At 69.9% G+C, this 22,920-nt stretch carries 22 protein-coding genes; 8 read left to right on the top strand and 14 right to left on the bottom strand.

The window, feature by feature from the left end; translation table 11 throughout:
* Positions 1–3: 3 nt before the first annotated feature.
* Positions 4–570 (top strand): DUF1415 domain-containing protein, encoded by a 567-nt coding sequence (locus ABD927_RS20315; RefSeq protein ID WP_345251682.1) that lies wholly within the window; start codon positions 4–6, stop codon positions 568–570.
* Here ABD927_RS20315 and arfB read toward each other — a convergent pair.
* Together arfB and bioB are read right to left on the bottom strand one after the other, a co-directional pair.
* A complete protein-coding gene (gene arfB, locus ABD927_RS20310; protein ID WP_345251692.1) occupies positions 539–952 on the bottom strand; it encodes an alternative ribosome rescue aminoacyl-tRNA hydrolase ArfB in 414 nt (137 codons plus the stop codon). The two genes, ABD927_RS20315 and arfB, sit on opposite strands and share 32 nt — an antisense overlap.
* The gene (bioB, locus tag ABD927_RS20305) at positions 952–1,944 is read right to left on the bottom strand and encodes a biotin synthase BioB (protein WP_345251681.1); all 993 of its coding nucleotides are present in this window, start codon (positions 1,942–1,944) and stop codon (positions 952–954) included. Before bioB ends, arfB begins: the two co-directional genes overlap by 1 nt.
* 363 nt (positions 1,945–2,307) lie before the next feature.
* Here bioB and ABD927_RS20300 point away from each other — a divergent pair, with 363 nt between their 5' ends.
* The 5 genes from ABD927_RS20300 to ABD927_RS20280 all read left to right on the top strand — a co-directional run bounded on the left by ABD927_RS20300 (position 2,308) and on the right by ABD927_RS20280 (position 8,150).
* Positions 2,308–2,589, top strand: a complete 282-nt coding sequence (locus tag ABD927_RS20300; RefSeq protein ID WP_345251680.1) for an HU family DNA-binding protein — start codon at positions 2,308–2,310, stop codon at positions 2,587–2,589.
* Between the two features lie 169 nt (positions 2,590–2,758).
* Positions 2,759–4,993, top strand: coding sequence for an alpha/beta hydrolase domain-containing protein (locus tag ABD927_RS20295; RefSeq protein WP_345251679.1), 2,235 nt, complete (start codon positions 2,759–2,761; stop codon positions 4,991–4,993).
* A 36-nt stretch (positions 4,994–5,029) separates the two neighbouring features.
* Entirely contained in the window at positions 5,030–5,731 is a 702-nt protein-coding gene (locus ABD927_RS20290) for an FCD domain-containing protein (RefSeq protein ID WP_345251678.1), read from the top strand.
* 44 nt (positions 5,732–5,775) lie between these two features.
* Positions 5,776–6,756 (top strand): Bug family tripartite tricarboxylate transporter substrate binding protein, encoded by a 981-nt coding sequence (locus ABD927_RS20285; protein WP_345251677.1) that lies wholly within the window; start codon positions 5,776–5,778, stop codon positions 6,754–6,756.
* 20 nt (positions 6,757–6,776) lie between these two features.
* The gene (locus ABD927_RS20280; protein ID WP_345251676.1) at positions 6,777–8,150 is read left to right on the top strand and encodes an MmgE/PrpD family protein; all 1,374 of its coding nucleotides are present in this window, start codon (positions 6,777–6,779) and stop codon (positions 8,148–8,150) included.
* Positions 8,151–8,162: 12 nt separating this feature from the next.
* Here the strand turns inward: ABD927_RS20280 and ABD927_RS20275 are convergent, their stop codons facing one another.
* The 11 genes from ABD927_RS20275 to ABD927_RS20225 form a co-directional block, all read right to left on the bottom strand.
* Entirely contained in the window at positions 8,163–9,302 is a 1,140-nt protein-coding gene (locus ABD927_RS20275) for an enoyl-CoA hydratase/isomerase family protein (RefSeq protein WP_345251675.1), read from the bottom strand.
* Positions 9,303–9,363: 61 nt separating this feature from the next.
* The gene (locus ABD927_RS20270; RefSeq protein ID WP_345251674.1) at positions 9,364–9,867 is read right to left on the bottom strand and encodes a disulfide bond formation protein B; all 504 of its coding nucleotides are present in this window, start codon (positions 9,865–9,867) and stop codon (positions 9,364–9,366) included.
* 268 nt (positions 9,868–10,135) lie between these two features.
* Positions 10,136–10,906, bottom strand: a complete 771-nt coding sequence (gene cobA, locus ABD927_RS20265; RefSeq protein ID WP_345251673.1) for a uroporphyrinogen-III C-methyltransferase — start codon at positions 10,904–10,906, stop codon at positions 10,136–10,138.
* A 1-nt stretch (position 10,907) separates the two neighbouring features.
* Positions 10,908–11,471, bottom strand: a complete 564-nt coding sequence (locus ABD927_RS20260) for a DUF934 domain-containing protein (protein ID WP_345251672.1) — start codon at positions 11,469–11,471, stop codon at positions 10,908–10,910.
* Positions 11,464–13,191, bottom strand: a complete 1,728-nt coding sequence (locus ABD927_RS20255; protein ID WP_345251671.1) for a nitrite/sulfite reductase — start codon at positions 13,189–13,191, stop codon at positions 11,464–11,466. Before ABD927_RS20255 ends, ABD927_RS20260 begins: the two co-directional genes overlap by 8 nt.
* Before the next feature lie 186 nt (positions 13,192–13,377).
* The gene (gene purF, locus ABD927_RS20250) at positions 13,378–14,892 is read right to left on the bottom strand and encodes an amidophosphoribosyltransferase (protein WP_345251670.1); all 1,515 of its coding nucleotides are present in this window, start codon (positions 14,890–14,892) and stop codon (positions 13,378–13,380) included.
* A gap of 23 nt (positions 14,893–14,915) precedes the next feature.
* A complete protein-coding gene (locus tag ABD927_RS20245) occupies positions 14,916–15,404 on the bottom strand; it encodes a CvpA family protein (RefSeq protein WP_345251669.1) in 489 nt (162 codons plus the stop codon).
* Positions 15,401–16,300 carry an SPOR domain-containing protein gene (locus ABD927_RS20240; protein WP_345251668.1) on the bottom strand — a complete coding sequence of 300 codons (900 nt, stop codon included), beginning with the start codon at positions 16,298–16,300 and terminating at the stop codon, positions 15,401–15,403. The genes ABD927_RS20245 and ABD927_RS20240 overlap by 4 nt, the downstream gene beginning before the upstream one ends.
* Positions 16,301–16,353: 53 nt before the next feature.
* Positions 16,354–17,679 carry a bifunctional tetrahydrofolate synthase/dihydrofolate synthase gene (gene folC, locus ABD927_RS20235; protein WP_345251667.1) on the bottom strand — a complete coding sequence of 442 codons (1,326 nt, stop codon included), beginning with the start codon at positions 17,677–17,679 and terminating at the stop codon, positions 16,354–16,356.
* A gap of 75 nt (positions 17,680–17,754) precedes the next feature.
* Entirely contained in the window at positions 17,755–18,516 is a 762-nt protein-coding gene (gene map / locus ABD927_RS20230; protein ID WP_345251666.1) for a type I methionyl aminopeptidase, read from the bottom strand.
* 44 nt (positions 18,517–18,560) lie between these two features.
* Complete coding sequence (locus ABD927_RS20225; protein ID WP_345251691.1) at positions 18,561–19,187, bottom strand: glutathione S-transferase family protein; 627 nt, start codon at positions 19,185–19,187, stop codon at positions 18,561–18,563.
* Positions 19,188–19,332: 145 nt separating this feature from the next.
* Between ABD927_RS20225 and ABD927_RS20220 the strand changes: the two genes are divergently transcribed.
* Entirely contained in the window at positions 19,333–20,100 is a 768-nt protein-coding gene (locus tag ABD927_RS20220) for an SDR family oxidoreductase (RefSeq protein ID WP_345251665.1), read from the top strand.
* Between the two features lie 116 nt (positions 20,101–20,216).
* Here ABD927_RS20220 and gor read toward each other — a convergent pair whose 3' ends face one another.
* The gene (gene gor / locus ABD927_RS20215; RefSeq protein ID WP_345251664.1) at positions 20,217–21,569 is read right to left on the bottom strand and encodes a glutathione-disulfide reductase; all 1,353 of its coding nucleotides are present in this window, start codon (positions 21,567–21,569) and stop codon (positions 20,217–20,219) included.
* Between the two features lie 178 nt (positions 21,570–21,747).
* On the opposite strand from gor, the gene ABD927_RS20210 reads away from it, so the two are divergent.
* Positions 21,748–22,878 (top strand): methyltransferase, encoded by a 1,131-nt coding sequence (locus ABD927_RS20210; protein ID WP_345251663.1) that lies wholly within the window; start codon positions 21,748–21,750, stop codon positions 22,876–22,878.
* Positions 22,879–22,920: the final 42 nt, after the last annotated feature.

Raw genomic sequence — 22,920 nt, 5'->3', positions numbered from 1 at the left:
GCCATGACCGCTCCCGCGCACGACGACGTGATCGAGGCCACCCGGCTGTGGCTGGAACGGGCCGTGATCGGGCTCAACCTGTGCCCGTTCGCCAAGGCCGTCCACGCCAGGCAGCAGATCCGCTACGTGGTCAGCGCGGCCCGCAGCGAAGAAGAACTGCTGGCCGACCTCGAGGCCGAACTGCGGCACCTGGCCGCGGTATCGCCGGAGGAAGTCGACACCACGCTGCTGGTCCACCCCTGGGTGCTGCAGGATTTCCTCGACTACAACGATTTCCTGGACCTGGCCGACGACGCGGTGGACGCGCTCGGACTGGCCGGCGAATTGCAGATCGCCAGCTTCCATCCCGATTACCAGTTCGCCGGCACCGGGCCCGACGACATCGAGAACTACAGCAACCGCGCCCCGTATCCCATCCTGCACCTGCTGCGCGAAGCCAGCGTCGACAAGGCGGTGGCGGCCTTTCCCGAGGCCGAGCAGATCTACCAGCGCAACATCGAGACGCTGCGCGCCCTCGGCCACGAGGGCTGGGCGCGGCTCAATCTTCCACCCGGCCCCGCAGACGCTTGATCTCGCCGCGCAGCGTCTTGCGCTGCAGGCGCCGCTGCTGCGAGCCGCGCGTGGGCCGGGTCGGCTTGCGCGGCTTGGGCGGCACCGCCACCGATGCCAGCAGGCGCTGCAACCGTTCCAGCGCATCGGCGCGGTTCTTGTCCTGGCTGCGGTGGCCCTGGGCCTTGATGACCACCACGCCGTCCTTGCTGATGCGCTGGTCGCGCAAGGCCAGCAGCGCGTCTTTCCATGCCTGCGGCAGCGAGGAGCGGCCGATGTCGAAGCGCAGGTGCACCGCGCTCGACACCTTGTTGACGTTCTGCCCGCCCGCGCCCTGGGCGCGGATCATCGTAAGTTCGATCTCGTCGTCGGCCAGCCAGACCTCGCCGTGGATGTGCAGCATCAAGCCTGGATATGCATGCCGAGCCGCGCCAGCAGCTTGCGGTCCGCCTCGGCCTGCGGGTTTTCGGTGGTGAGCAGACGGTCGCCGTAGAAGATCGAGTTGGCGCCGGCCAGGAAGCACAGCGCCTGCAGCGCGTCGTCCATCTGTTCGCGGCCGGCCGACAGGCGCACCATGGCCTGCGGCATCGTGATGCGCGCCACCGCGATCGTGCGCACGAACTCGAACGGGTCGATCGATTCGTTGCCGGCCAGCGGCGTGCCTTCCACCCGCACCAGGTTGTTGATCGGCACCGATTCCGGGTAAGGGTCCATATTGGCCAGCTGCGCGATCAGGCCGGCGCGCTCGCGCCGCGATTCGCCCAGGCCGACGATGCCGCCGCAGCACACCTTGACGCCGGCATCGCGCACGCGCTCCAGCGTGTCAAGGCGGTCCTGGTAGGTGCGGGTGGTGATGATCTGCCCATAGAACTCGGGCGAGGTGTCGAGGTTGTGGTTGTAGTAGTCGAGCCCGGCCTCGCGCAGCTGCTGCGCCTGGCCGTCGCGCAGCATGCCCAGCGTGACGCAGGTTTCCAGGCCCAAATCCTTGACGGCGCGCACCATCTCGGCCACCTCGTCGACCTGGTGCGGCTTGGGGCTGCGCCAGGCGGCGCCCATGCAGAAGCGCGTGGCGCCCTGCGCGCGGGCCGCCTCGGCCGCGGCCACGACCTCGGACAGCGGCATCAGCTTCTCGGTTTCGACGCCGGTGTCGTAGCGCGCCGACTGCGGGCAATAGGCACAGTCTTCGGGGCAGCCGCCGGTCTTGATCGACAGCAGCGTGGAGAGCTGGACGGCGGCCGGATCGAAGTGGCGGCGATGCGTTTCCTGGGCGCGGAAGATCAGTTCGGCAAAGGGCAATTCGAAGAGACCGACGATGTCGTCGACCTGCCAGGACGCCGAATTGCGGCGAGATGTAACGGCGTCGGCGGCGGAAGCCAGGGCGGGATCGGCGTGCATGCGGTGCTCCAGGAGGCGGAATGGCGTGTTTCGGTAGACCAGCACCGATGGTAGGCAAGGCGGGCGCTGGTATCAAGTCGACAGTTCGACGCGGGTTTGCTCGGGAAGAGCGCCTTTTTGGTACGAATCGCGATTTTATGACATCTCGCCTTCAAACCGCCTGCATCGCACGGGTCACGGCGGATACATTTGCTTGCGACTCCCCGCTACGGTTTCTCCTTGCGTCGGGTGGCCGCCTGACACCTTTCGCAACCAAGCCCCCGTGGGCGGCCGCTTGCATTTCCACGCCAAGATTGCTTGAATGCCGGCCTGACGTCGGCGCCAGCCACTCCGGCGAATGGCCGACTTTTTTGAGGAATACGCATGCGCACCAAGAAAGAACTGATCGACGCCCTGTCCGAACGGACCCAGCAGCCCAAGAACGTGTCGGAAGCCTTCCTCGACGCCCTCGGCGACGCGCTGCGGGACACGCTGGCCTCCGGCGACGAAGTCGTCCTGCCCGGCGTCGGCAAGTTCTCGGTCAAGGCCAAGGCCGCCAAGACCGGCCGCAATCCGCGCACCGGCGAAAGCATCCAGATCGCCGCCCGCCGCTCCCCCGCCTTCAGCGCCGCCAAGGTCCTGAAAGACGCCGTAGACGTCCGCTGAGCCCAAGACTCGGACAGTGAGATAGCCGCGCCGGGAAACGCTCCCGGCGCATATGCGCCCGGGCAAATACCTACTTTATTTCGTATACGAAATAAAGAATCATCTCTCCATCGCTTCGATTCCCATGCGGGAAGCCAGACCACGAACCAATAAAAGCGAGGAGACCACCATGCGATATCGATTCTGCCTGCTGGCATTGCCGGCCTTCCTGGCCGCCTGCGGCGGCAACGACGACGGCAACGCCGGCGCCGGCACGCCCGAAACGCCGCCGCCCGCCGCAAGCGCAGGCGTGATCGACCGCTTCGAGATCGTCTCCCAGGTGGACGCCTACGGCGGCGCGACGCCCCCCGGCGCGGCAGGCCCGTATACGCTGATCACCGGCATCGTGCACGGCAAGCTGGCCCCCGCCCACCCCGACAACGCCGGCATCGTCGACCTGGAAAACGCCCCGACCGGAGAAGACGGGCTGGTGTCCTACAGCACCGACGTCGTCATCCTGCGGCCCAAGTCGGCCGCCACGGCGCGGCGTGCCTTGTTCTACGACGTGGTGAACCGCGGCGGGCGCATCGGCCAGAGCCGCTACGTGGGCGGCGGCGACCTGGACGACGGCGCGCCGCCGGCGGCGGACTTCCCTTCCCTGCTCGGCGCCGGCTATACCGTGGTCTGGAGCGGCTGGCAGGGCAATATCGCGCAGACCGGCAATGGGGCGACAGGACCGGTCGGCACCTTGCTGCCCGTGGCGCGCAACGCCGACGGCAGCCCCATCACCGGACTGAGCCGGGAGGAATTCGTGCCCGACAATGCGGGCGGCGGCACCGTCATGAAACTGAACTACCCGCCGGCCTCGCTCAGCGACCGCTCCGAGGTCGCCTTCACCGCCCGCCAGACCTGGCTCGACAGCGACGGCAAGCAGGACTACGCGGCAGTCTCGGTACCGGTCACCGCCTGGTCTTACCAGGTGGGCGAAGACGGCGCCGTGTCGGTCGGCTTCACGCCGCCCTCCTCCGTGCCGCGCGCCGGCGGCGCAGCCGAACCGGCGGACCAGGGCACCATCTACCAGTTCGTCTACCGGGCCAGGGATCCCAAGGTCATGGGCATCGGCTTTGCCGCGGTGCGCGACCTGCTCTCCTTCCTCCGCTATTCGGAGCAGGACGCGCAAGGCACGCCCAACCCGCTGAACGACCTGAAGGGCGCTGCCTGCGTGGCGGCCAGTTGCCCGGGGCACCCCGACACGAACGTCGACGTCGTCATCGGCGAAGGCGTTTCGCAGTCGGGGCGCTTCCTGCGCGATTTCCTGTACCGCGGCTTCAACAAGGCAGGCAACGGCAAGCGGGTGTTCGACGGCCTGGTGCCGATCGGCACCGGCGCGCGGCGCACCTGGATCAATTACCGCTTCGCCCAGCCCGACCGGGCAGCGAAACAGCACGAAGACCACTGGGCGCCCGGCGTGGACTTCCCGTTCACCTACGACGTCCGCACCGATCCGGTGGGCGGCGCCACCGACGGGCTGCTGAAGAATTGCCTGGCCACCGACACCTGCCCCAAGGTCATGCAGATCGACGGCAGCCTCGAATGGTGGGGCGCGCGCGGCTCGCTGGTGGTGACCGACGGCATCGGCAACGACATCGGGCTGCCCGACAACGTCCGCTATTACTTCGTGGCGGCCAACCAGCACACCGGCGGCGCCGGCGTCACGACGGGCATCGTCACCCAGCCCGCGGCGGGCAGCCGCTGCGAATTCGCGCCCAATCCGGTCGGCCAGGTGACCGTCGAACGCAGCCTCATCCGGGCGCTGGAACGCTGGATCGCCACCGGCGCCACGCCGCCCGCGTCGCGGTACCCGACCGTGGCGGCCGGCACCATGGCGCTGCCCGACCGCGCCGCCGTCGGCTTCCCCGACCTGTCCGACATCGTGGTGCCCAGCGGCGCGAATGCGACGCCTACCCCCGTCAGCGTGGCCTACAGCGGCCTGGTCAACCAGCTCGCGGTGACCGACTACGGCAACGCCGTGCCGGTCGTCGACCTGGCCAGGACGTACACCCTGCTGGTGCCCACCGTCGACGACATCGGCAACGACGTGGCCGGCATCCGGCTGCCCGAGGTGGAGGTGCCCGTGGCGACCTACGGCGGCTGGAACTTCCGGCGCGCCGGATATGCCCAGGGAGACCTGTGCGCCCTGTCGGGCTTCGCGCTGCCGCTGGCCGTAAGCCCTGCCACCAAGGGCGCGGCCGACCCGCGCCCGACGCTGGCCGACCTGTACACCGGCCGCGCCGATTACGTGGGCAAATTCGGCGCGGCGGCGGATCGCCTGGTCGACCAGGGCTTCCTGCTCGAAGCCGACAGCGAGGCGCTGTACAAGGGGCGCGCCTCGCAAATTTCGCCGCTGCTCATTCCGAACCCCTGACGTCCACGAACCTACGGAACTTTCGAGAACCCACCCATGCTTCCCTGGCATTCGAACACAAGCGAGGACTACTTCGCCGCCGTCCGCGAAACCAAGCTGTCGAAACTGGTCCGCGAAGACCTGCTGCAACAGATCCTGAACGGACAGCTGCCGCCCGGCGCGCGGATCAACGAGCCCGACGTGGCGGCGCGCCTGGGCGTGTCGCGCGTGCCGGTCAGGGAGGCCTTGCGCGAACTCGAAAGCTCCGGACTGGTGGTATCGCGCAAGCATGCCGGCGTGTTCGTGCGCCAGCCCGACGCCGACGAGATCCGCGGCCTGTACGATCTGCGCGCCCTGCTCGACGGCTATGCCGGACGGCGGACCGCGCAGCTCACCCTGCCGCAGCGCATGGCGCTGGCCGACGCGCTGGATGCGTCGATCGCTGCGATGCGCGCGGCCGAAGACGCGCGCGACGTCAGCACGTATTACGCCGAGAACCTGCGCTTCCATTGGCTGATGGTCGAGGCGGCCGACAACCTTCCGGTGGTCGAAACCTACCGCGGCGTGGTGCAGAAGCTGCACCTGTCGCGCCTGAAGAACCTTTCGCAGGACATGGGCATGCGGGCGTCGATCGCCGAGCACATCGAGATCGCCCAGGCCCTGCGGGCCGGCGATCCCGCGCGCTGCGAGGCCCTGCTGGCCAGCCACGTCCACGATGCCTTCGGACGCCTGAACGACAAGTTGGCAGGTTCGGGCTGAAGCCGGCCCGCCGCTTCATTCCAACAAAAGAGAGGAGACACGCTATGCAACGACGCACGTTTCTGCAGGCAGCGCCCTTCCTGCTGACGCCCGCCCTGGCCGGCCTTTCCGGCGCGGCCCGCGCGCAGTCCTGGCCCGACCGGCCGATCCGCTACATCGTGCCGGTGGCGCCGGGCGGCGGCAGCGACATGGTGGGCCGTACCGTCACCGACCGCTGGGGCCGCGCGCTGGGCCAGCAGTTCATCGTCGAGAACCAGGGCGGCGGGGGCGGCATCATCGCCTGCCAGACCACGGCCCGCGCGCCGGCCGACGGCTACACGCTGATGCAGGGCTACGTGGCCACGCACGGCACCAGCCCGGCCACCCGCAAAGTGCCTTACGACGCGGTGCAGGACTTCACGCCGGTCGGCATGATCGGCGCCACGCCCAACATCCTGGTCATCGACCCGAAGCTGCCGGTCAAGGATTTCCAGGCCTTCGTCGACTACCTGAAGGCCAACCGGGGCAAGGTCAGCTACGGCTCGGCCGGGCCCGGCTCGCTCACCCACCTGACGATGGAACTGATGGCGCAGCAGCTCGGCACGCCCATGACCCACGTTCCCTACCGCGGCGTGGCGCCGGCGCTGACCGACACCATCGGCAGCCAGACGCAGGCCGTGTTCCCGGGCCTGGCCGCGGCCTTGCAGCACATCCGTTCCGGCCGCCTGCGGGCGCTGGCCGTCACCGGCAACCGCCGCGCGCCGCAAGTGCCCGACGTGCCCACCCTGGACGAACTGGGCCTGAAGAATTTCGACGCGGTACAGTGGTACGGCGTGGTCGGCCCGGCCGGCATGCCGGCCGACGCGGTGGCCCGTCTCAACGACACGCTGAACTCGGTGCTGAAGGCGCCCGACATGAGCGACAAGCTGTCCGGCGAGGCGGTGGCGCCGATGCCGATGTCGGCCGCGGAATTCGGCGATTACCTGAAGAAGGACCTGGCGCGCTGGACGGCGCTGGCCCAGGCCCGGCACATTTCCCTCGACTGACAACTCCATCATCCGATCCCATGGCACGCAATACCCTGGTCCAGGCCGACCCTAACGCCCCGCCCATCACCCGCCTGCTGGCCGAGTTCGTGGCGAACCATCCCTCGCGCGGCTGGAGCGACGCGGTAGACCACGAGGCGCACCGCACCTTCCTGAACTGGCTGGGTTGCGCGGTCGGCGCCGCGTACCATGAGGCCGCCGAGGCGGCGCTGGCGGCGGTCGGCGTCCTGCAGCCGGCGCCGCAGGCCACCGTCGCCGGCCGCCCGGAACGGGTCGACATCGCCAGCGCGGCGCTGCTCAACGGCATCGCCTCGCATATCTTCGATTTCGACGATACGCACCTGAAGACCATCATCCATCCGGCCGGCCCCGTCGCCTCGGCCCTGCTGGCGCTGGCCGAGCTCACGGGCGCCAGCGGGCGCCAGGTGATCGATGCGCTGGTGCTGGGCGTGGACGTGGCCTGCCGCATGGGCAACGTCATCTATCCCGAACACTACGACCGCGGCTGGCACATCACCGGCACCACCGGCATGCTCGGCGCGGCCGCCGGCTGCGCGCGGCTGCTGGGGCTGGACGCCGGCCGCACACAGATGGCGCTGGGCATCGCGGCCTCGCAGCCGGTGGGCCTGCGCGAGCAGTTCGGCACCATGACCAAGCCCTTCCATCCTGGCGCGGCGGCGCGCGCCGGGCTGATGTCGGCGCTGCTGGCGCGACAGGGCTTCACCGCCAGCCCGCGCGCGCTGGAGGCCCCGCGCGGCTTCGCGCAGGTGGTATCGGACAAAAGCGCCTGGCACGAAGCCACCGACGAACTGGGGCGGCGCTTCGAGATTTCGTTCAACAGCTACAAGCCATTCGCCTGCGGCATCGTGATCCATCCCAGCATCGACGCCTGCGTGCAACTGCGCGCCCAGGGCGTGCGCGCCGAGCAGGTGGAACGCATCGAACTGAAGGTGCATCCGCTCGTGCTGGAACTGACCGGCAAGAAAGAGCCGGCGGACGGCCTGCAAGGCAAGTTCAGCGTCTACCACGGCTGCGCCGCGGGGCTGATCCTGGGCAAGGCGAGCGAAGACGAATACACCGACGAAATCGTCAACCGCGCCGACATGGTGGCGCTGCGCCGCAAGGTGGAGGCGACGGTAGACGAGCGTATCGGCGAAGCCAGCGCCGACATGGCGGCCGTGCTCACCGACGGACGCCGGATCCACATCTTCGTCGAGCATGCCATCGGCTCCCTGCAACGGCCCATGAGCGATGCCGACTTGGCCGCCAAGTTCAGCGGCATGTCGGACCCCGTGCTGGGCGCGCCGCGCAGCGCGGCGCTGATCGCCGCCTGCTGGGGGCTGGGCGAGGCGGCCGACGTGCGCGCGCTCGCGGCGCTGGCCCGGCCGGCATAAAAAGGGCGAACGCTAGCCCAGGTCCGCCATCGGATGCGCGCCATCGGCCAGCGAAGCTTCGGCGAAGAAGGCATCCGCCCACGCCTCGTCGGCCGCTTCCAGCGTGGCGGGCTGCCATGCGGGCCGGCGGTCCTTGTCGATCAGCAGCGCCCGGATGCCTTCGGCCAGGTCCGGCCGCGCGGTGCACAGCGTCGCCACCGAAAACTCCAGCTTGAACACGTCCGCCAGCGACAGATGGCGCGCGCGCCGTTGCAGCTCGTAGGCCAGCCGCACGGTGCTGGGGGCGCCGGCCGTCATCGTGGCGACCGCGCCGTCGAGCCAGGGGTCCCCATGCGAGCCGTGGCGCAGCGCGTCCACGATGGCGGGCAGCGTGGCGCCCGAGCACAGCGCGTTGACGCGGTCCAGGTTGCGGCGCAGCGGTCCGGGCGCGGGCAATTCGGCGCCCTGCAAGCGCTTGAGCAAGGCGTCGAGCAGCGCGTCGTCGGCGCGCCGGGCGCCGCTCCAGGGCTGTTGCGCCAGCGCGGCCAGCATGTCTTCCTTGCGGTCATGGCCGATGCAGTAATCGGCCCAGCCCACGAACAGCGCGTCGGCCGCGCCGAGCTGGGCGCCGGTCAGACCCAGCAGCAGCCCCGCCTTGCCGGGCATGCGGTTCAGGAACCACGAGGCGCCCACGTCGGGGAACAGGCCGATCGACACCTCCGGCATGGCCAGCCGCGACTGCTCCGTGACCACCCGATGGCTGGCGCCCACCATCAGGCCGATGCCGCCGCCCATCACGATGCCATGGCCCCAGCACAGCAGCGGCTTGGGATAGGTGTGCAGGAAATAGTCGAGCCGGTATTCCCGTTCGAAGAAGGCGCGCGAATAAGGCGCGCCAAAACCGCCGTCGGCCGTGCGGGCGGCGGGATGGGCGCGCATTTCGCGGTACAGCGCATGCAGGTCGGCGCCGGCGCACAGCGCGCGGTCGCCCTCGCCTTGCAGCACCACCAGCGCCACGGCCGGGTCGGCCGCCCAGGCCGCCAGCCGGGCCTGCAGCGCGTCGATCATCGGCAGCGACAGCGCATTGAGCGCCCGCGGCGCGTTCAGCGTGGCGATGCCGATGCGCCGGCCGGCGCCGGCGGCGCGTTCTTCGAACAATACGGGGTCGGTCATGCCGCTTCCTCTTCGGACGAAAGAAACGAAGCCGTGCGCCGCGCCCGGGCGGCGGCGCCGGTCAGGAGAACAGGCGCCGCTTGTTGCTGCTGCGCGTGAGCGCGGCCAGCAGCGCCACGGTCAGCAGCGCGAACAACAGCAGGCTCCAGATCTCGTAACGCACGCCCAGCACGTCGACCGCGGCATCCATGCAGGTGGCGAAGATGCCGAATACCGACGGCAGGGCTTCGTCCAGGCCGGAGCGGGTCATGAAGCGATCGGCGAAGGTCTGCGAACACGACAGCATCTGCGAGGCTACGTCGTGCTGGTAGATCGCCGCCGCGATGCCGCCGGCGCCCAGCAGCGCGGCGATGGCGGCGAACAGCCGCTGCAGCGCCGCGCTGCGGCGCGCGACCAGCGCCAGTACGCAGAACAGCGCGATGGCCAAGTAGATCAGGCGTTGCAGCACGCACCAGGCGCAGGGCTGCAGATCGAAGACGTGCTGGGACACCAGGGCGATGCCGACCGCGAGCAGGCTGAAGATGGCGACCAGGGCCAGCAGGCGATCGGTAAGAGGATTCTTCATGAGGCGCGACGATGCTCGATGGAAGTGAACGGAACCCGCCCGCGGGCGGCCGACTAGAGCAGACCCGTGCGCATTCTCGCATGGAATGGGGGCCCCCCTGCGCGCTTCGCGCTTCCCCCCCGAGGGGGGACGATGCGGGCGGACCGGCGGAGCCGGATCCGCCGCATCCCGGGCGGGGCGTCTTGGGTCATGCGATGTGGATCTGGGGGGGCATCGGGATGCTGCGGCCTTGCGAGGGTCAAGGCTTGGCTGGAGCGGGACCGGAGGGTCAGGCGGCGGCGGAGCGCGGCGTGGTGGCGGCGGCCAGGCCGATGAGTTCGGCGTAGACGTCGCCGATCAGGATGAGGGCCGGGCCGTCGGCGAGCTGGCGGGCGGCCAGGGGGAGGCCGGCGAGCGTGGTGGGGATGATGCGCTGGCCGGGCAGCGTGGCGTTTTCGATCAGCACGGCGGGCCGTTGGGGGAGCAGGCCGGCGCCTATCAGGCCGTCGGCGATGTCCTGGGCCTGGCGGCCGGCCATGTAGAGGACGACGGTATCGGCGTGGCGCGCGGCCTGGGCCCATTCGTGGCGGGCCTCGCCGGTGCCGACGGCCGGGGTCAGGAAGATGACGCTGCGGCTCAGGCCGCGGCGCGTGAGCGACTGGCCGACCTCGGCGCTGGCGCCGAAGCCGGCGCTGATGCCGGGCACGATCTCGACCGCGATGCCGGCCTCGCGCAATGCACCGATCTCTTCCTGGGCGCGGCCGAACAGCATCGGATCGCCGCCCTTGAGCCGCACCACGCAGCGGTAGCGTCCGGCGGCGTCGACCAGTTGCCGGTTGATGAAGCGCTGCGCGGTCGACAGGCGGCCGCTGCGCTTGCCGACCAGCACCAGCCTGGCCTGCGGCGCCATCGCCAGCACGTCGGCATGCACCAGCGCATCGTGGAACACGATATCGGCCCGCGCCAGCAGCCGCGCCGCGCGCAGCGTGAGCAGGTCCGCCGCGCCCGGGCCGGCGCCGACCAGGTACACCTTGGGAGCGATGGCGGAATTCGGCTTCATGTCAGGCCGCGGCTGGCTTCGGATACGTCTTCTGGTAGTGCGCCGTGAAAAGCTGGAACGCCTGCAGCCCCAGTTGCGGATCGTGGCCGGGCTTGAGCAGGAAGCTGTCGAAGCCGCAGCGGGCCTGGTAGTGGATGGTGTCGATCATCACGTCGCCCACCGCGCGCAGCTCGCCGCGCCAGCCCAGCCGGGTGCGCAGCACCTGCGCGATCGAATAGCCGCGGCCGTCGGTGTAGACCGGAAAATCGACGGCGATCAGCGCCACGCCGTCGACGTCGAACTTGCCGTCCTCGGCCAGTTCGCGCGGGTCGTCGTCGGGCCCGAACAGGATGCCGACCGGATGGCGGCGCGCGCGCAGCGTGTCCTTGGCCTCCAGCCAGGTCGACAGCGGCACCAGCCAGTCGCCGTCGTCGGGCGGCGTCGCGGCATCGCCGGACGGCTCGAAACGCCGCCAGGTATCGGCTTCCAGCCGGCCATGGCGGATCAGCGTGGGCTGGCCGGCGGCCTGCCCCCGGGCTGCGCCCTGCTCCTGGGCCGCGCCTTGCGTCAGGACAGCATCAGGCATGGACGGCCTCCTTGGCGCGAACGGCCTTGCGGTCGGCGTAGACGCGGGTCTTGAACGGGTCGATGCCCAGGCGTTCCACCACGTCGATGAAGCGCTCGGCATCGCTGTCGCGCAGCTCCACATAGGTTTCGACCAGATTGGCGACCACCCCGGGGATTTCTTCGCGGGCGAACGACGGGCCGATGATGCGGCCGATCGCGGCGCCGGCGCCGCGCGTGGATTCGATGTCGGGCAGCGGCTTGGCGGCGCCGCTCTGGCGCCCGCCCAGCGTGACCTGATACCACTCCTCGCCCGCCTTGTCGACGCCCAGGATGCCGATGTGGCCCACGTGGTGATGGCCGCAGGCATTGATGCAGCCCGAGATGTTCAGGTCCAGCTCGCCCACGTCGTACAGGTAGTCCAGATCGTCGAAGCGGCGCTGGATGGCCTCGGCCACCGGGATGGACACCGCGTTGGCCAGCGCGCAGAAATCGCCGCCGGGACAGGCCACGATATTGGTCAGCAGGCCCACGTTCGGCGTGGCCAGCCCCAGCGCGTCGAGCTGCCGCCACAGCGTATGCAGCTGGCTGCGCGGCACGTCGGCCAGCACCAGGTTCTGCTCGTGCGATACCCGCAGTTCGCCGAAGCTGAAGCGGTCGGCCAGGTCGGCCACCGCGTCCATCTGGTCGGCGGTGATGTCGCCGGGCGGCACGCCGGTGCGCTTGAGCGAGATGGTGACGGCGGCATAGCCGGCCACCTTGTGCGGATGGGTATTGCGGCGCAGCCAGCGGGCGAAGCGCGGGTCGTCGGCGGCCTGGTCGGCCGAATGGTCGGCGCCCGGGTCGGCCGCGTAGGCCGGCACCGTGAAGCGCTGCGCGACGGCGTCGACGATTTCGCAGCTGAGCGTGTCCGGACCGCCGGCGATGGTGGCCCATTCCTTCTCGACCTGCTCGGCGAACACCTGCGGCGTCAGGTCCTTGACCAGGATCTTGATGCGGGCCTTGTACTTGTTGTCGCGCCGGCCGTGCAGATTGTAGACGCGCAGAATGGCCTGCATGTAGGTCAGCACGTGCGGCCACGGCAGGAAGTCGCGGATCAGCTGGCCCACCATCGGCGTGCGGCCCAGCCCGCCGCCCACCCAGACCCGGAAGCCGACTTCGCCATCCTGCTCGACGGCCTGCAGGCCGATGTCATGCACGCCCACCGCGGCGCGGTCCGACACGGCGCCGCTGACGGCGATCTTGAACTTGCGCGGCAGGAAGGCGAACTCGGGATGCAGCGTCGACCATTCGCGGATCAGCTCGCACCACACCAGCGGATTCACGATCTCGTCGGGCGCGATGCCGGCGAAATGGTCGGTGGTCGTGTTGCGGATGCAGTTGCCGCTGGTCTGGATGGCATGCATCTGCACCTTGGCCAGCTCGTCGAGGATGTCGGGCACGTCGGGCAGCCTGGGCCAGTTGAACTGCATGTTCTGGCGCGTGCTGAAGTGGCCGTAGCCGCGGTCCCAGCGGCGCGCGATGGTGGCCAGCGTGCGCAGCTGGCGCGAGGCCAGCAGGCCGTAAGGAATCGCCACCCGCAGCATCGGCGCGTGGCGCTGGATGTAGAGGCCGTTCTGCAGGCGCAGGGTGCGGAACTCGTCCTCCGTCAGCTGGCCGGCCAGGAAACGGCGGGTCTGATCGCGGAACTGGGCTGCTCGCTGTTCGACTATCTGCTGGTCGATCGGGTCGTACTGATACATGCCAAGCCTTTTTTGTATGAGAAACGCCGGCGCGCGCCAAGGCACAGCCGCACCGGTCCGATGACCCCAGGTTACAAACTTGCGGTCATGAACAAAACGACAGTTTAGTAATTTGGTTATATGCGATCCGTCTATGACGGACCGCCGCCGGACGCTGGACCTTCCGGCCGGCGGGATGCAAATCCATCAATAGTCGTTGGCCGCGTAGCCCATGTTGATCTGCAGGCCGCCTTCGCTCTTGTCGCGGGCATTGCGCGTCTGCTCGATGTGGTCCAGGTATTCCGGCGTGACGTCGCCGGTCACGTATTCGCCGGTGAAGCACGATACGTCGAAGCGCTGCAGGGCCGGATTCATGTCGCGCACGGCCTGCTGCATGGCGTTGATGTCCTGGTAGACCAGGGCGTCGGCGCCGATCACCTTGGCGATTTCCTCGTCGGTGCGGCCGTAGGCGATCAGTTCGCGGCGGGTCGGCATGTCGATGCCGTAGACGTTGGGGAAACGCACCGGCGCCGCGGCCGAGGCGAAGAACACCTTGTTGGCGCCGGCCGCGCGCGCCATTTCGACGATCTCGCCGCTGGTGGTGCCGCGCACGATGGAATCGTCGACGATCAGCACGTTCTTGCCCTTGAACTCCTCGCTCATCGCGTTGAGCTTCTGGCGCACCGATTTCTTGCGCACCGCCTGGCCCGGCATGATGAAGGTGCGGCCCACGTAGCGGTTCTTGATGAAGCCTTCGCGGTAGTCCAGGTTCAGGCGCGCGGCCAGCTGCATCGCCGCCGGCCGCGCCGAATCGGGAATCGGCATGACCACGTCGACGTCGCCCAGGCGCAGGTTGCGCGCCACCTTGTCGGCCAGGTATTCGCCCATGCGCAGCCGCGAGCCGTACACCGACACGCCGTCCATCAGCGAATCGGGGCGGGCGAAGTAGACGTATTCGAAGATGCAGGGGTTGAGCTGGGGGTTCTCGGCGCACTGGCGGGCGCTCATGCGGCTGTCGGCGTCGATGAAGATCGCCTCGCCCGGGGCCACGTCGCGCAGCATCTTGAAGCCCATGCCTTCGAGCGTGACCGACTCCGAGGCCACCATCCATTCCACGCCGTGGTCGGTTTCGACGTTGCCCACGCACAACGGCCGGATGCCGTAGGGATCGCGGAAGGCCAAGAGGCCGTAGCCGGCGATCTGCGCGATCACGGCATAGGCGCCGCGCACCCGGCGGTGCACCGCCGACACCGCGCGGAAGATCGCGTCCTCGTCGAGCGAGACGCCGTTGGAGGCGCGCTCCAGCTCGTGCGCCAGCACGTTGAGCAGCACCTCGGAATCGGAATTGGTGTTGATGTGGCGGCGGTCGACGCGGAACAGTTCTTCGCGCAGCGCTTCCCAGTTGGTCAGGTTGCCGTTGTGGGCGAAGGTGATGCCGAACGGCGCGTTGACGTAGAAAGGCTGGGCTTCCTCGGCGCTGGAGCTGGAGCCCGCCGTGGGGTAGCGCACCTGGCCGATGCCGGCGTTGCCCGGCAGCGAGCGCATGTTGCGGGTGCGGAACACGTCGCGCACCAGGCCGTGCGCCTTGTACATATTGAACACATTGCCCTGCAGCGTGGCGATGCCCGCCGCGTCCTGGCCGCGATGCTGCAGCAGCAGCAGGCTGTCATAGAGCAACTGATTGACCGGCGCCTGCGAGACGACACCGACGATTCCACACATGGGAGCCTCTTTTCAACAGCAAATCAGTAGCGGATCCAATCCGCAAAGGGGGCCGGCAGCATCGGCTTGATGGCCCGCGCCCCGTCTTCGGCCAGCGGCGACAGCATCGCGCCGGTCCACCAGGGTTCCTTGGGCAGCGGCGTGAAGCCCGCCGCCACCACCAGCACCAGCACGATGGCGGCGCCGCGCAGCAGTCCGAACAGCGCGCCCAGGCCGCGGTCGGCCGGCGTCAGCCCGGTGGCGCGGATCGCCATCGCCAGCGCCATGTTCACCAGCCCCACCACCAGCAGCGTGGCGATGAACACGCCGCCGTAGGCCAGGCCGAAGCGCAGCGCGGTGTTGTCGACGTGCGGCGCCAGCCATTCGTAGGCCATCGGGCCGACGCGGTAGGCGCAATAGAAGGCGGCCGCGTAGGCGATCAGCGACAGCACTTCCTTGACGAGCCCGCGCAGAAGGCCGATCACCATCGACGCCGCCAGGATCACCAGCACGCCGTAGTCGAACGGGGTCACAGCGGCACGATGGAACTGCTGAATCCGGCCGAGGTGACACGGCTGCGGGCGGCATCGGCCGCCTCGCGCGAGGCGAACGGACCGATCCGCACGCGGAACACGTCGCCCTTGCCGGTGCTGACCCGTTCGGTAAAGCTCTTGATGCCCGCCGCCGACAGCCGGTCGCGCATGTCTTGCGCGCGCTCTTCGGTGGAGAAGGCGGCGATCTGGATCGCGAAGCTGCCCTTGGCGTCGGCGCGGGCGGTGGTGGCGGCCGGCGCGGCGGGGGCGCCGTCGAGCAGCGCGCGGGCGCGCTCGGCCTCGGCCTTGGCCTTGGCGCGGGCGGCGTCGGCCTTCGCCGCTTCCGCCTTGGCGGCTTCTGCTTTGGCGGCTTCGGCTTTCGCCGCCTCGGCCCTGGCCGCTTCGGCCTTCATGGCGTCGGCCTTGGCCGTGTCGGCCTGGGAGGCGCCGGGCTGGGAGGCGTCGGCGCGGGCCGGCTCGGCAGGCTGCGGTGCCGGGCGGGCGGCGTTGCCCGCATTGGCGGCCGCACTATTGGCCCCGCCGGCCGCATCGGCCGCCTTGGGCGGCTCGGGGGACGGCTGCGGCGCGGCGGGCGGCTGCGCGGCGCCATCGGCGCCCTGGGCGGCGGCGCCGGCGGCCGGTGCCAGCGGCGCGAATTGCGCGTTCTTGTCGGGAATCTGGATCGGCAGGTCGTCGGGCAGCACCTTGGGCTCGGAATCGAGCACCATCGGCAGCACGACGATGGCGGCCAGCACCAGCGCGATCGCGCCCACCAGCCGCCGACGGGCGCGGCGGCGCGCTTCCTGGGCCGGATCGCGGGCGTCGTCGCCGTAATCGGCGCGGCCGGGCTTGGCCTTGTCGGAAGCTGCCTTTTTCTTGCGGTCGAGCAATCCCATCGAAACGTCCGGCTGTTCAAGCGTCTGGAAGGCGGCCTGCGGCGCCAGCCCGGTCAGGCCTTGCGCGCCGCTTTCAGATCGCGCAGGTAAGTCAATACACCGGCTACGGTCAGAAATGACCCGAAGACTACAATTCTATCACCCTCGCCTGCCTTTTCCCGCGCCGCGGCATAGGCGGCGGCCGGGTCTTTGTAAGCAGAAATCGAAGCGTCGGCGCCCTCTTTCGCCCCGGCCGCCCGCAGCCGCGCGGCCAGGTCCTCGCCCGTCACGCCGCGCGGCCCGGACAGCCCGGCGCAGTACCAGTGGTCGATACGGTGGCCCAGACGGGCGATCACGCCGTCGATATCCTTGTCGCCCAGCATGCCGAACACGGCGTGGGTGTACGGGTAGAACCCCATGTTGTCGAGATTGTCGGCCAGCACCGCGGCCGCGTGCGGATTGTGCGCCACGTCGAGGATCACCGCCGGCTGGCCGGGCAGGATCTGGAAGCGGCCCGGCAGCTGCACCTGCAGGAGGCCCAGCCGCACCGCCTGCTGCGGCACCGGCAGGCGGTCGCGCAGCGCTTCCAGCGCGGCCAGCGCGGCCGAGGCGTTCAGCAACTGGTTGGCGCCGCGCAACGCCGGATAGGCCATCGCGTTGCGGCGTTGCGAGCGGCCGCCGTAGCTCCACTGCTGCTTGTCGCCGGCGTAGTTGTAGTCGCGGCCGAAACGCCACAGGTCGGCGCCGATGCGGGCGGCGTAGTCCAGCAGCGATTGCGGCGGCACGGGGTCGGCGCAGATCGCCGGCCGGCCGGGGCGGTAGATGTGGGCTTTTTCGAAGCCGATCCGCTCGCGGTCGTCGCCCAGCCAGTCGGTATGGTCGAGGTCGACGCTGGTGACGATGGCGCAGTCGGCGTCGATGATGTTGACCGCGTCGAGCCGGCCGCCCAGCCCCACTTCCAGGATCACGGCGTCGAGCCCGCTGCGGGCGAACAGGCGCAGGATGGCCAGCGTGGTGAACTCGAAATAGGTAAGCGTGGTGTCGCCGCGCACGGCGTCGACGGCGGCGAACTGCTCGGCCAGCTGGGCGTCGGTGGCGAACTCGCCGTTGACCCGCGCGCGCTCGTTGAACTCGATCAGGTGCGGCGAGGTATACAGCCCCACTTTGTAGCCGGCGGCCAGCAGCATCGCTTCCAGCATCGCGCAGGTCGAGCCCTTGCCGTTGGTGCCGCCCACCACGATGCTGACCGCGTCGAACCGGATGTCCAGGCGGTCGGCCACCGCCCTCACCCGCTCCAGGCCGAGATCGATCGGCCGGGCATGGATGGATTCGAGATAGCTCAGCCAATCCGCCAGCGGCGTGGCGGCATCGGGGCGGGAAACGGGGGCGGAAGACGACATGGAAGCAGCAAATTCGGCAAAGACCATAACTATAGTGCCACCGCGCCCCACAAGCACCGCCCCCCGGGGCGCGCGTCAGCGCGCGGGGGAGGTCAATACCTCATAACCGTTGGGGGTGACGGCGACCATGTGTTCCCACTGTGCCGACAGCGAGCCGTCGGCGGTTTCCACCGTCCAGCCGTCGTCGCGCACCTTGACCGCCGCGCCGCCGGCGTTGAGCATGGGCTCGATGGTGAACACCATGCCTTCGCGCAGCGGCAGCCCGGTGCCGTTCTTGCCGTAGTGCAGGACCTGCGGCTCCTCGTGATAGACGCGGCCGATGCCGTGGCCGCAGAATTCGCGCACCACCGAATAGCCGTGGGCCTCGGCATGGCGCTGGATCGCGGCGCCGACGTCGCCCAGGCGGGCGCCGGGGCGCACCTCGGCCACGCCGCGCAGCATCGCTTCCCGCGTGGTGTCGACCAGCCGGCGCGCGGCCGGCGACGGCCGGCCGGCGAAATACATGCGGCTGGTGTCGCCGTGCCAGCCGTCCTTGATGACGGTAACGTCGAGATTGACGATGTCGCCCTCGCGCAGGATCTCGGCCGGGCTCGGGATGCCGTGGCAGACCACGCCGTTGACCGACGCGCACAGCGTCTTCGGAAAGCCGCGGTAGCCCACGTTGGCCGGGATCGCCTTCTGCACCTGCGTGATGTATTCGAAGCAGCGCCGGTCCAGCTCTTCGGTGGACACGCCCGGCCGCACGTACTCGCCGATCATGTCGAGCACTTCGGCGGCCAGGCGGCCGGCCACGCGCATCGCCTCGATCTGCGCGGGCGTCTTGATGGTGATCGGCATGCGGCCGGTTCCTTATCGTTGCGGGCGGCGCGGCGCCGTCCGGTTCATCGCAGCGGCACCTCGAACCCGCGCCGCACGCCGGGCCGGCTCATCAGCGCGCCGTACCAGCGCTCCACATGGGGGTAGTCGGCCAGGTCCACGCGGTGCCGCGGGTGGCGCCAGGCCCAGCCGAGGATCGCGAAATCGGCGATCGACAACTCGCGGGCAAAGTATTCGTTGCGTTCCAGGTGGCGGTCCATCACGCCGTACAGGCGCAGCGTCTCCTTGGTGAAGCGCTCCAGGCCGTAGCGTTGGTCGGCCGGATCCTGCACCGACAGGAAGTGATGGACCTGGCCCGGCATCGGCCCGAAGCTGCCCACCTGGAACATCAGCCACTGCAGCACCTCGACGCGGGCCAGCGGATCGGCCGGCCAGAACTTGCCGGACTTCTCGCCCAGGTAGACCAGGATCGCGCCCGACTCGAACACGCTGACGGTCTTGCCGCCCGGGCCGTCGTCGTCGACGATGGCGGGGATCTTGCCGGGCGGGCTGATGCGCAGGAAGTCGGGCTCGAACTGCTGCTTCTTGCCGATGTCGACCACGTGCGCGGCATAGGGCAACTGCATTTCTTCGAGGGCGACGCTGATCTTGCGGCCGTTGGGCGTATCGAAGGCGTAGAGCTGGATGGTCATGGCGAGGGAGGCCGGGGCGGAGGGATCGGAACAGTGATTGTCATTCATTGTCCTGTCCGGCAGCAAACAATTCCCGCGGCCTGGCAGGCGGCATGGCAATTGCTGCGTGCCGGCCATCGCATCGCGGCCGCAAGGGGAGTCCAGCATGAAACTATCGGGCAAGACGGCCTGGGTGACCGGGGCCGACAGCGGCATTGGCCAGGCGATCGCCGTGACTTTCGCGCGCGAAGGCGCCGACGTACTCATCCATTACCGGTCCGACCGGGGCGGGGCCGAACAGACGGCGGCTCAGGTGCGCACGGCCGGCCGCCGCGCCGAGGTGGTCCAGGCGGACTTCTCCGAGCCGGCCAATGTGAGCGCCTTCTTCGAACAGGCGTTGCAGAAGATCGGCGCCATCGACATCCTCGTCAACGACGCCGGCATGGGCGCGTCGCAGAACCGTTCGCTGGACACGCCGCTGGACGAGTTCCTGCGGGTATTGCACGTCGACGTGGTGGCGCCGTGGCTGTTGTGCCAGGCCGCGGCCAAGCGCATGGTGGCGCAGGGCGGCGGCGCCATCGTCAACATCACCTCGGTGCACGAGGAAATCTCGCTGCCCGGCAGCGTCGCCTACGACGCGGCCAAGGCCGCGCTGCGCTCGATCACCCGCACGCTGGCGCTGGAGCTGGCGGCCGACGGCGTGCGCATCAACAATGTGGCGCCCGGCATGATCGCCACGCCGATGACCGAGAAACGGCTGCGCGACCCGGCCAGCGCCGCCAAGGCAGCCTCGCAGATCCCGATGCGCCGCCCGGGCGATCCGCAGGAAGTCGCCAACGTCGCGTTGTTCCTGGCCTCCGGCGACGCCAGCTACGTGACTGGCGCCAGCTATTTCGTCGACGGCGGGCTGGTGCGCAATATCGGCGGAACTTGAGCTTTGCAAGCCAGCCCCGATTGAACCGCCCTGCCATCCGGGACGCCGCGGATCCGGCTTCGCCGGTCGGCCGGCGTCGCCCCTCGAGAGGCGCGCGAAGCGCGTACGGGATGGGCCTACCTCACGGGTTCGCGCATCGTGACGAACTCCTCGGCCGCCGTCGGATGCAGGCCGATGGTGCGGTCGAACTGCTGCTTGGTGGCACCGCAGTTCAGCGCGATGGCCAGGCCCTGGATGATCTCGGGCGCGTCGGGGCCGACCATGTGGCAGCCCAGCACGCGGTCGGTGGCGGCGTCGACCACCAGCTTCATCATCGTGGTTTCGTCGCGGCCCGACAGGGTGTTCTTCATCGGCCGGAAGCGCGAGCGGAACACGGTGATCTTGCCGTAGTGCAGCCGGGCGTCGTCTTCCGACAGGCCCACCGTGGCCACCGGCGGCTGGGAGAACACGGCCGACGGCACGTGGTGCGGATCGGCGTGCACGCTTTTGCCGTTGTACAGCCGTTCGGCCAGCGCCCGGCCTTCGGCGATCGCCCACGGCGTCAGGTTCATGCGGTTGGTGACGTCGCCCACCGCGTAGATGCCGGGCGCTGTGGTCTGCGAATCGGCGCCGACCTCCACCGCGCCTTCCAGGTCCAGCGTGACGCCGCAGGCCTCCAGCCCGAGGCCGCCGGTGTTGGGCAGCCGCCCGGTGGCCACCATGACGCGATCGACCACCATGGTGCGGCCATCGTCGAGCAGCGCGGCGGTGCGCTCGCCTTCGCGGTGCAGCGCGGCCACCTGGGTGTGCGGCAGGACCAGCACGCCGCGCTTGACCAGCGAGGCCATGACCGCGTCGCGGATGTCGGCGTCGAAGCCGCCAAGCACGGCGTCGCGGCGGATCGCCAGCGACACGTCGGCGCCGAGCCCGCGGAAGATGCCGGCGAATTCGAGCGCGATGTAGCCGCCGCCGACGATCAGCACCTGGCGCGGCAGTTCCGGCAGGTCCAGCGCCTCGTTCGAGGTGATGGCCAGGTCGATGCCCGGGATCTGCGGCAGCGCCGGCCGCGCGCCGGTGGCCACCAGGATGCGTTCGGCGGTCAGCCGGCGGCCGGCCACTTCCACGGTGTGCGGGTCGGCCAGCGTGCCGCGGCCTTCCAGCAGCGTCACCCCGGCGCCGTCCAGCAGTTTGCGATAGACGCCTTCCAGGCGCGCGATCTCGCGGTCCTTGGCGGCGATCAGCGCCGGCCAGTCGAAGCTCGCGGGCCCGACCGACCAGCCGTAGCCCGCCGCGTCCTCGAAGGCCTCGGAGAACTGCGAGCCGAACATCAGCAGCTTCTTCGGCACGCAGCCGCGGATCACGCAGGTGCCGCCCACGCGGCTGTCTTCGCAGATGGCCACGCGCGCGCCGTAGGCGGCCGCGCGGCGCGAGGCGGCCACGCCGCCGGAACCGGCGCCGATGGTGATGAGGTCGAAATCGAATCGGGACATGGCAGTGGCTCTCGCCGCGGCGCGCGCATGCGCGCCGCGAGGTTGGTCGGGGACACCGCGATGATAGCGTGGGAGGACGCCGGCGGCCCGGCGTCGCGACGCCCCGCGCATCGCGCCCGGCCCAAGCCCGGGATCCTTATAATCGGCCCCTTCCCAGCGCGTGCCAGCAGGTGACGATTTGAATACCCCTTCCACCGTAGGTTGGACCGAATCCGGCCAGCCGCATGCCGCGCTCTGGCGCTCCGAGAACGGCCATCCGCCGCCGGCCCGGGTGCAGACGGCCGACGACCGCATGAACGCCGACACCGCCTACCGGCTGGCCTGCGAAGGCACGGCGCTGCTGTGGCGCGGCGATTTCCAGAACGCGCGCCAGTTGCTGCAGGCCCTGGCGCGCCGCATCGACCGCCGGCCGCGCAAACCGGCCGCCTCCCCGCTCGACGCCTTCAACCGGCATCGGCTGGCGCAGGCGCAGCGCGCCCGCATCCTGGGCATGCTGCTGGTGCCGCTGGACGCCGATTACGGCATTCCGCTGCGCCGCGCGCCCGACGTGCGGCAGGCCTGCGCCGAGGTATGGGGCGCGGGCGGCGAACCGTCGGTGATCTCGCTGCGCGAGCTGCAAGGGCTGATCGGCGCCCACGAATGGCGCAAGAAAGGCGTGCCGGTGCCCGCCGCCGGCGGCCGCATCCATCCGCATCATGGCGTGTTCTCGCCGGTGCGGGGCGAATACCTGGACCTGGTGGCGCGAGCGCCGCTGCCCTCGCCCGCGCCGGCGCTGGCCTTCGACATCGGCACCGGCACCGGCGTGCTGGCGGCCGTGCTGGCGCGGCGCGGCGTGGCGCGCGTGGTCGCCACCGACGTCGATCCGCGCGCGCTGGCCTGCGCCCGCGACAACGTCGCGCGGCTGGGGCTGGCGCGCCGCATCGACGTCGTCGAGGCCGACCTGTTCCCGCCCGGCCGCGCGCCGCTCGTCGTCTGCAATCCGCCATGGCTGCCGGCGCGGCCGTCGTCGCCGCTGGAACACGCCGTCTACGATGCCGACGGCCGCATGCTGGCCGGCTTCCTGGGCGGCCTGGCCGCTCACCTGGAACCCGGCGGCGAAGGCTGGCTCGTCCTGTCGGACCTGGCCGAGCGGCTGGAGCTGCGCACGCGCCAGTCGCTGCTCGATGCGATCGAGGCCGCCGGGCTGGAGGTAGTTGCCCGGCTCGATGCCCGCCCCACGCACCGCAAGGCCGCCGATGCCGACGATCCGCTGCACCAGGCGCGCGGCGGCGAGATCACGTCGCTGTGGCGGCTGACGGTGCGGAGATAGCGAGAATTGCCGCCGGGCCGGCGCGCAACGAAGAGTCTCTGC

This window comes from Pigmentiphaga soli (assembly GCF_039541095.1).
Classification (GTDB): Bacteria; Pseudomonadota; Gammaproteobacteria; order Burkholderiales; family Burkholderiaceae_B; genus Pigmentiphaga; species Pigmentiphaga soli.
Note: the sequence above shows the minus strand (reverse complement) of the source record. Positions and strands in the feature narration are given on the sequence as shown.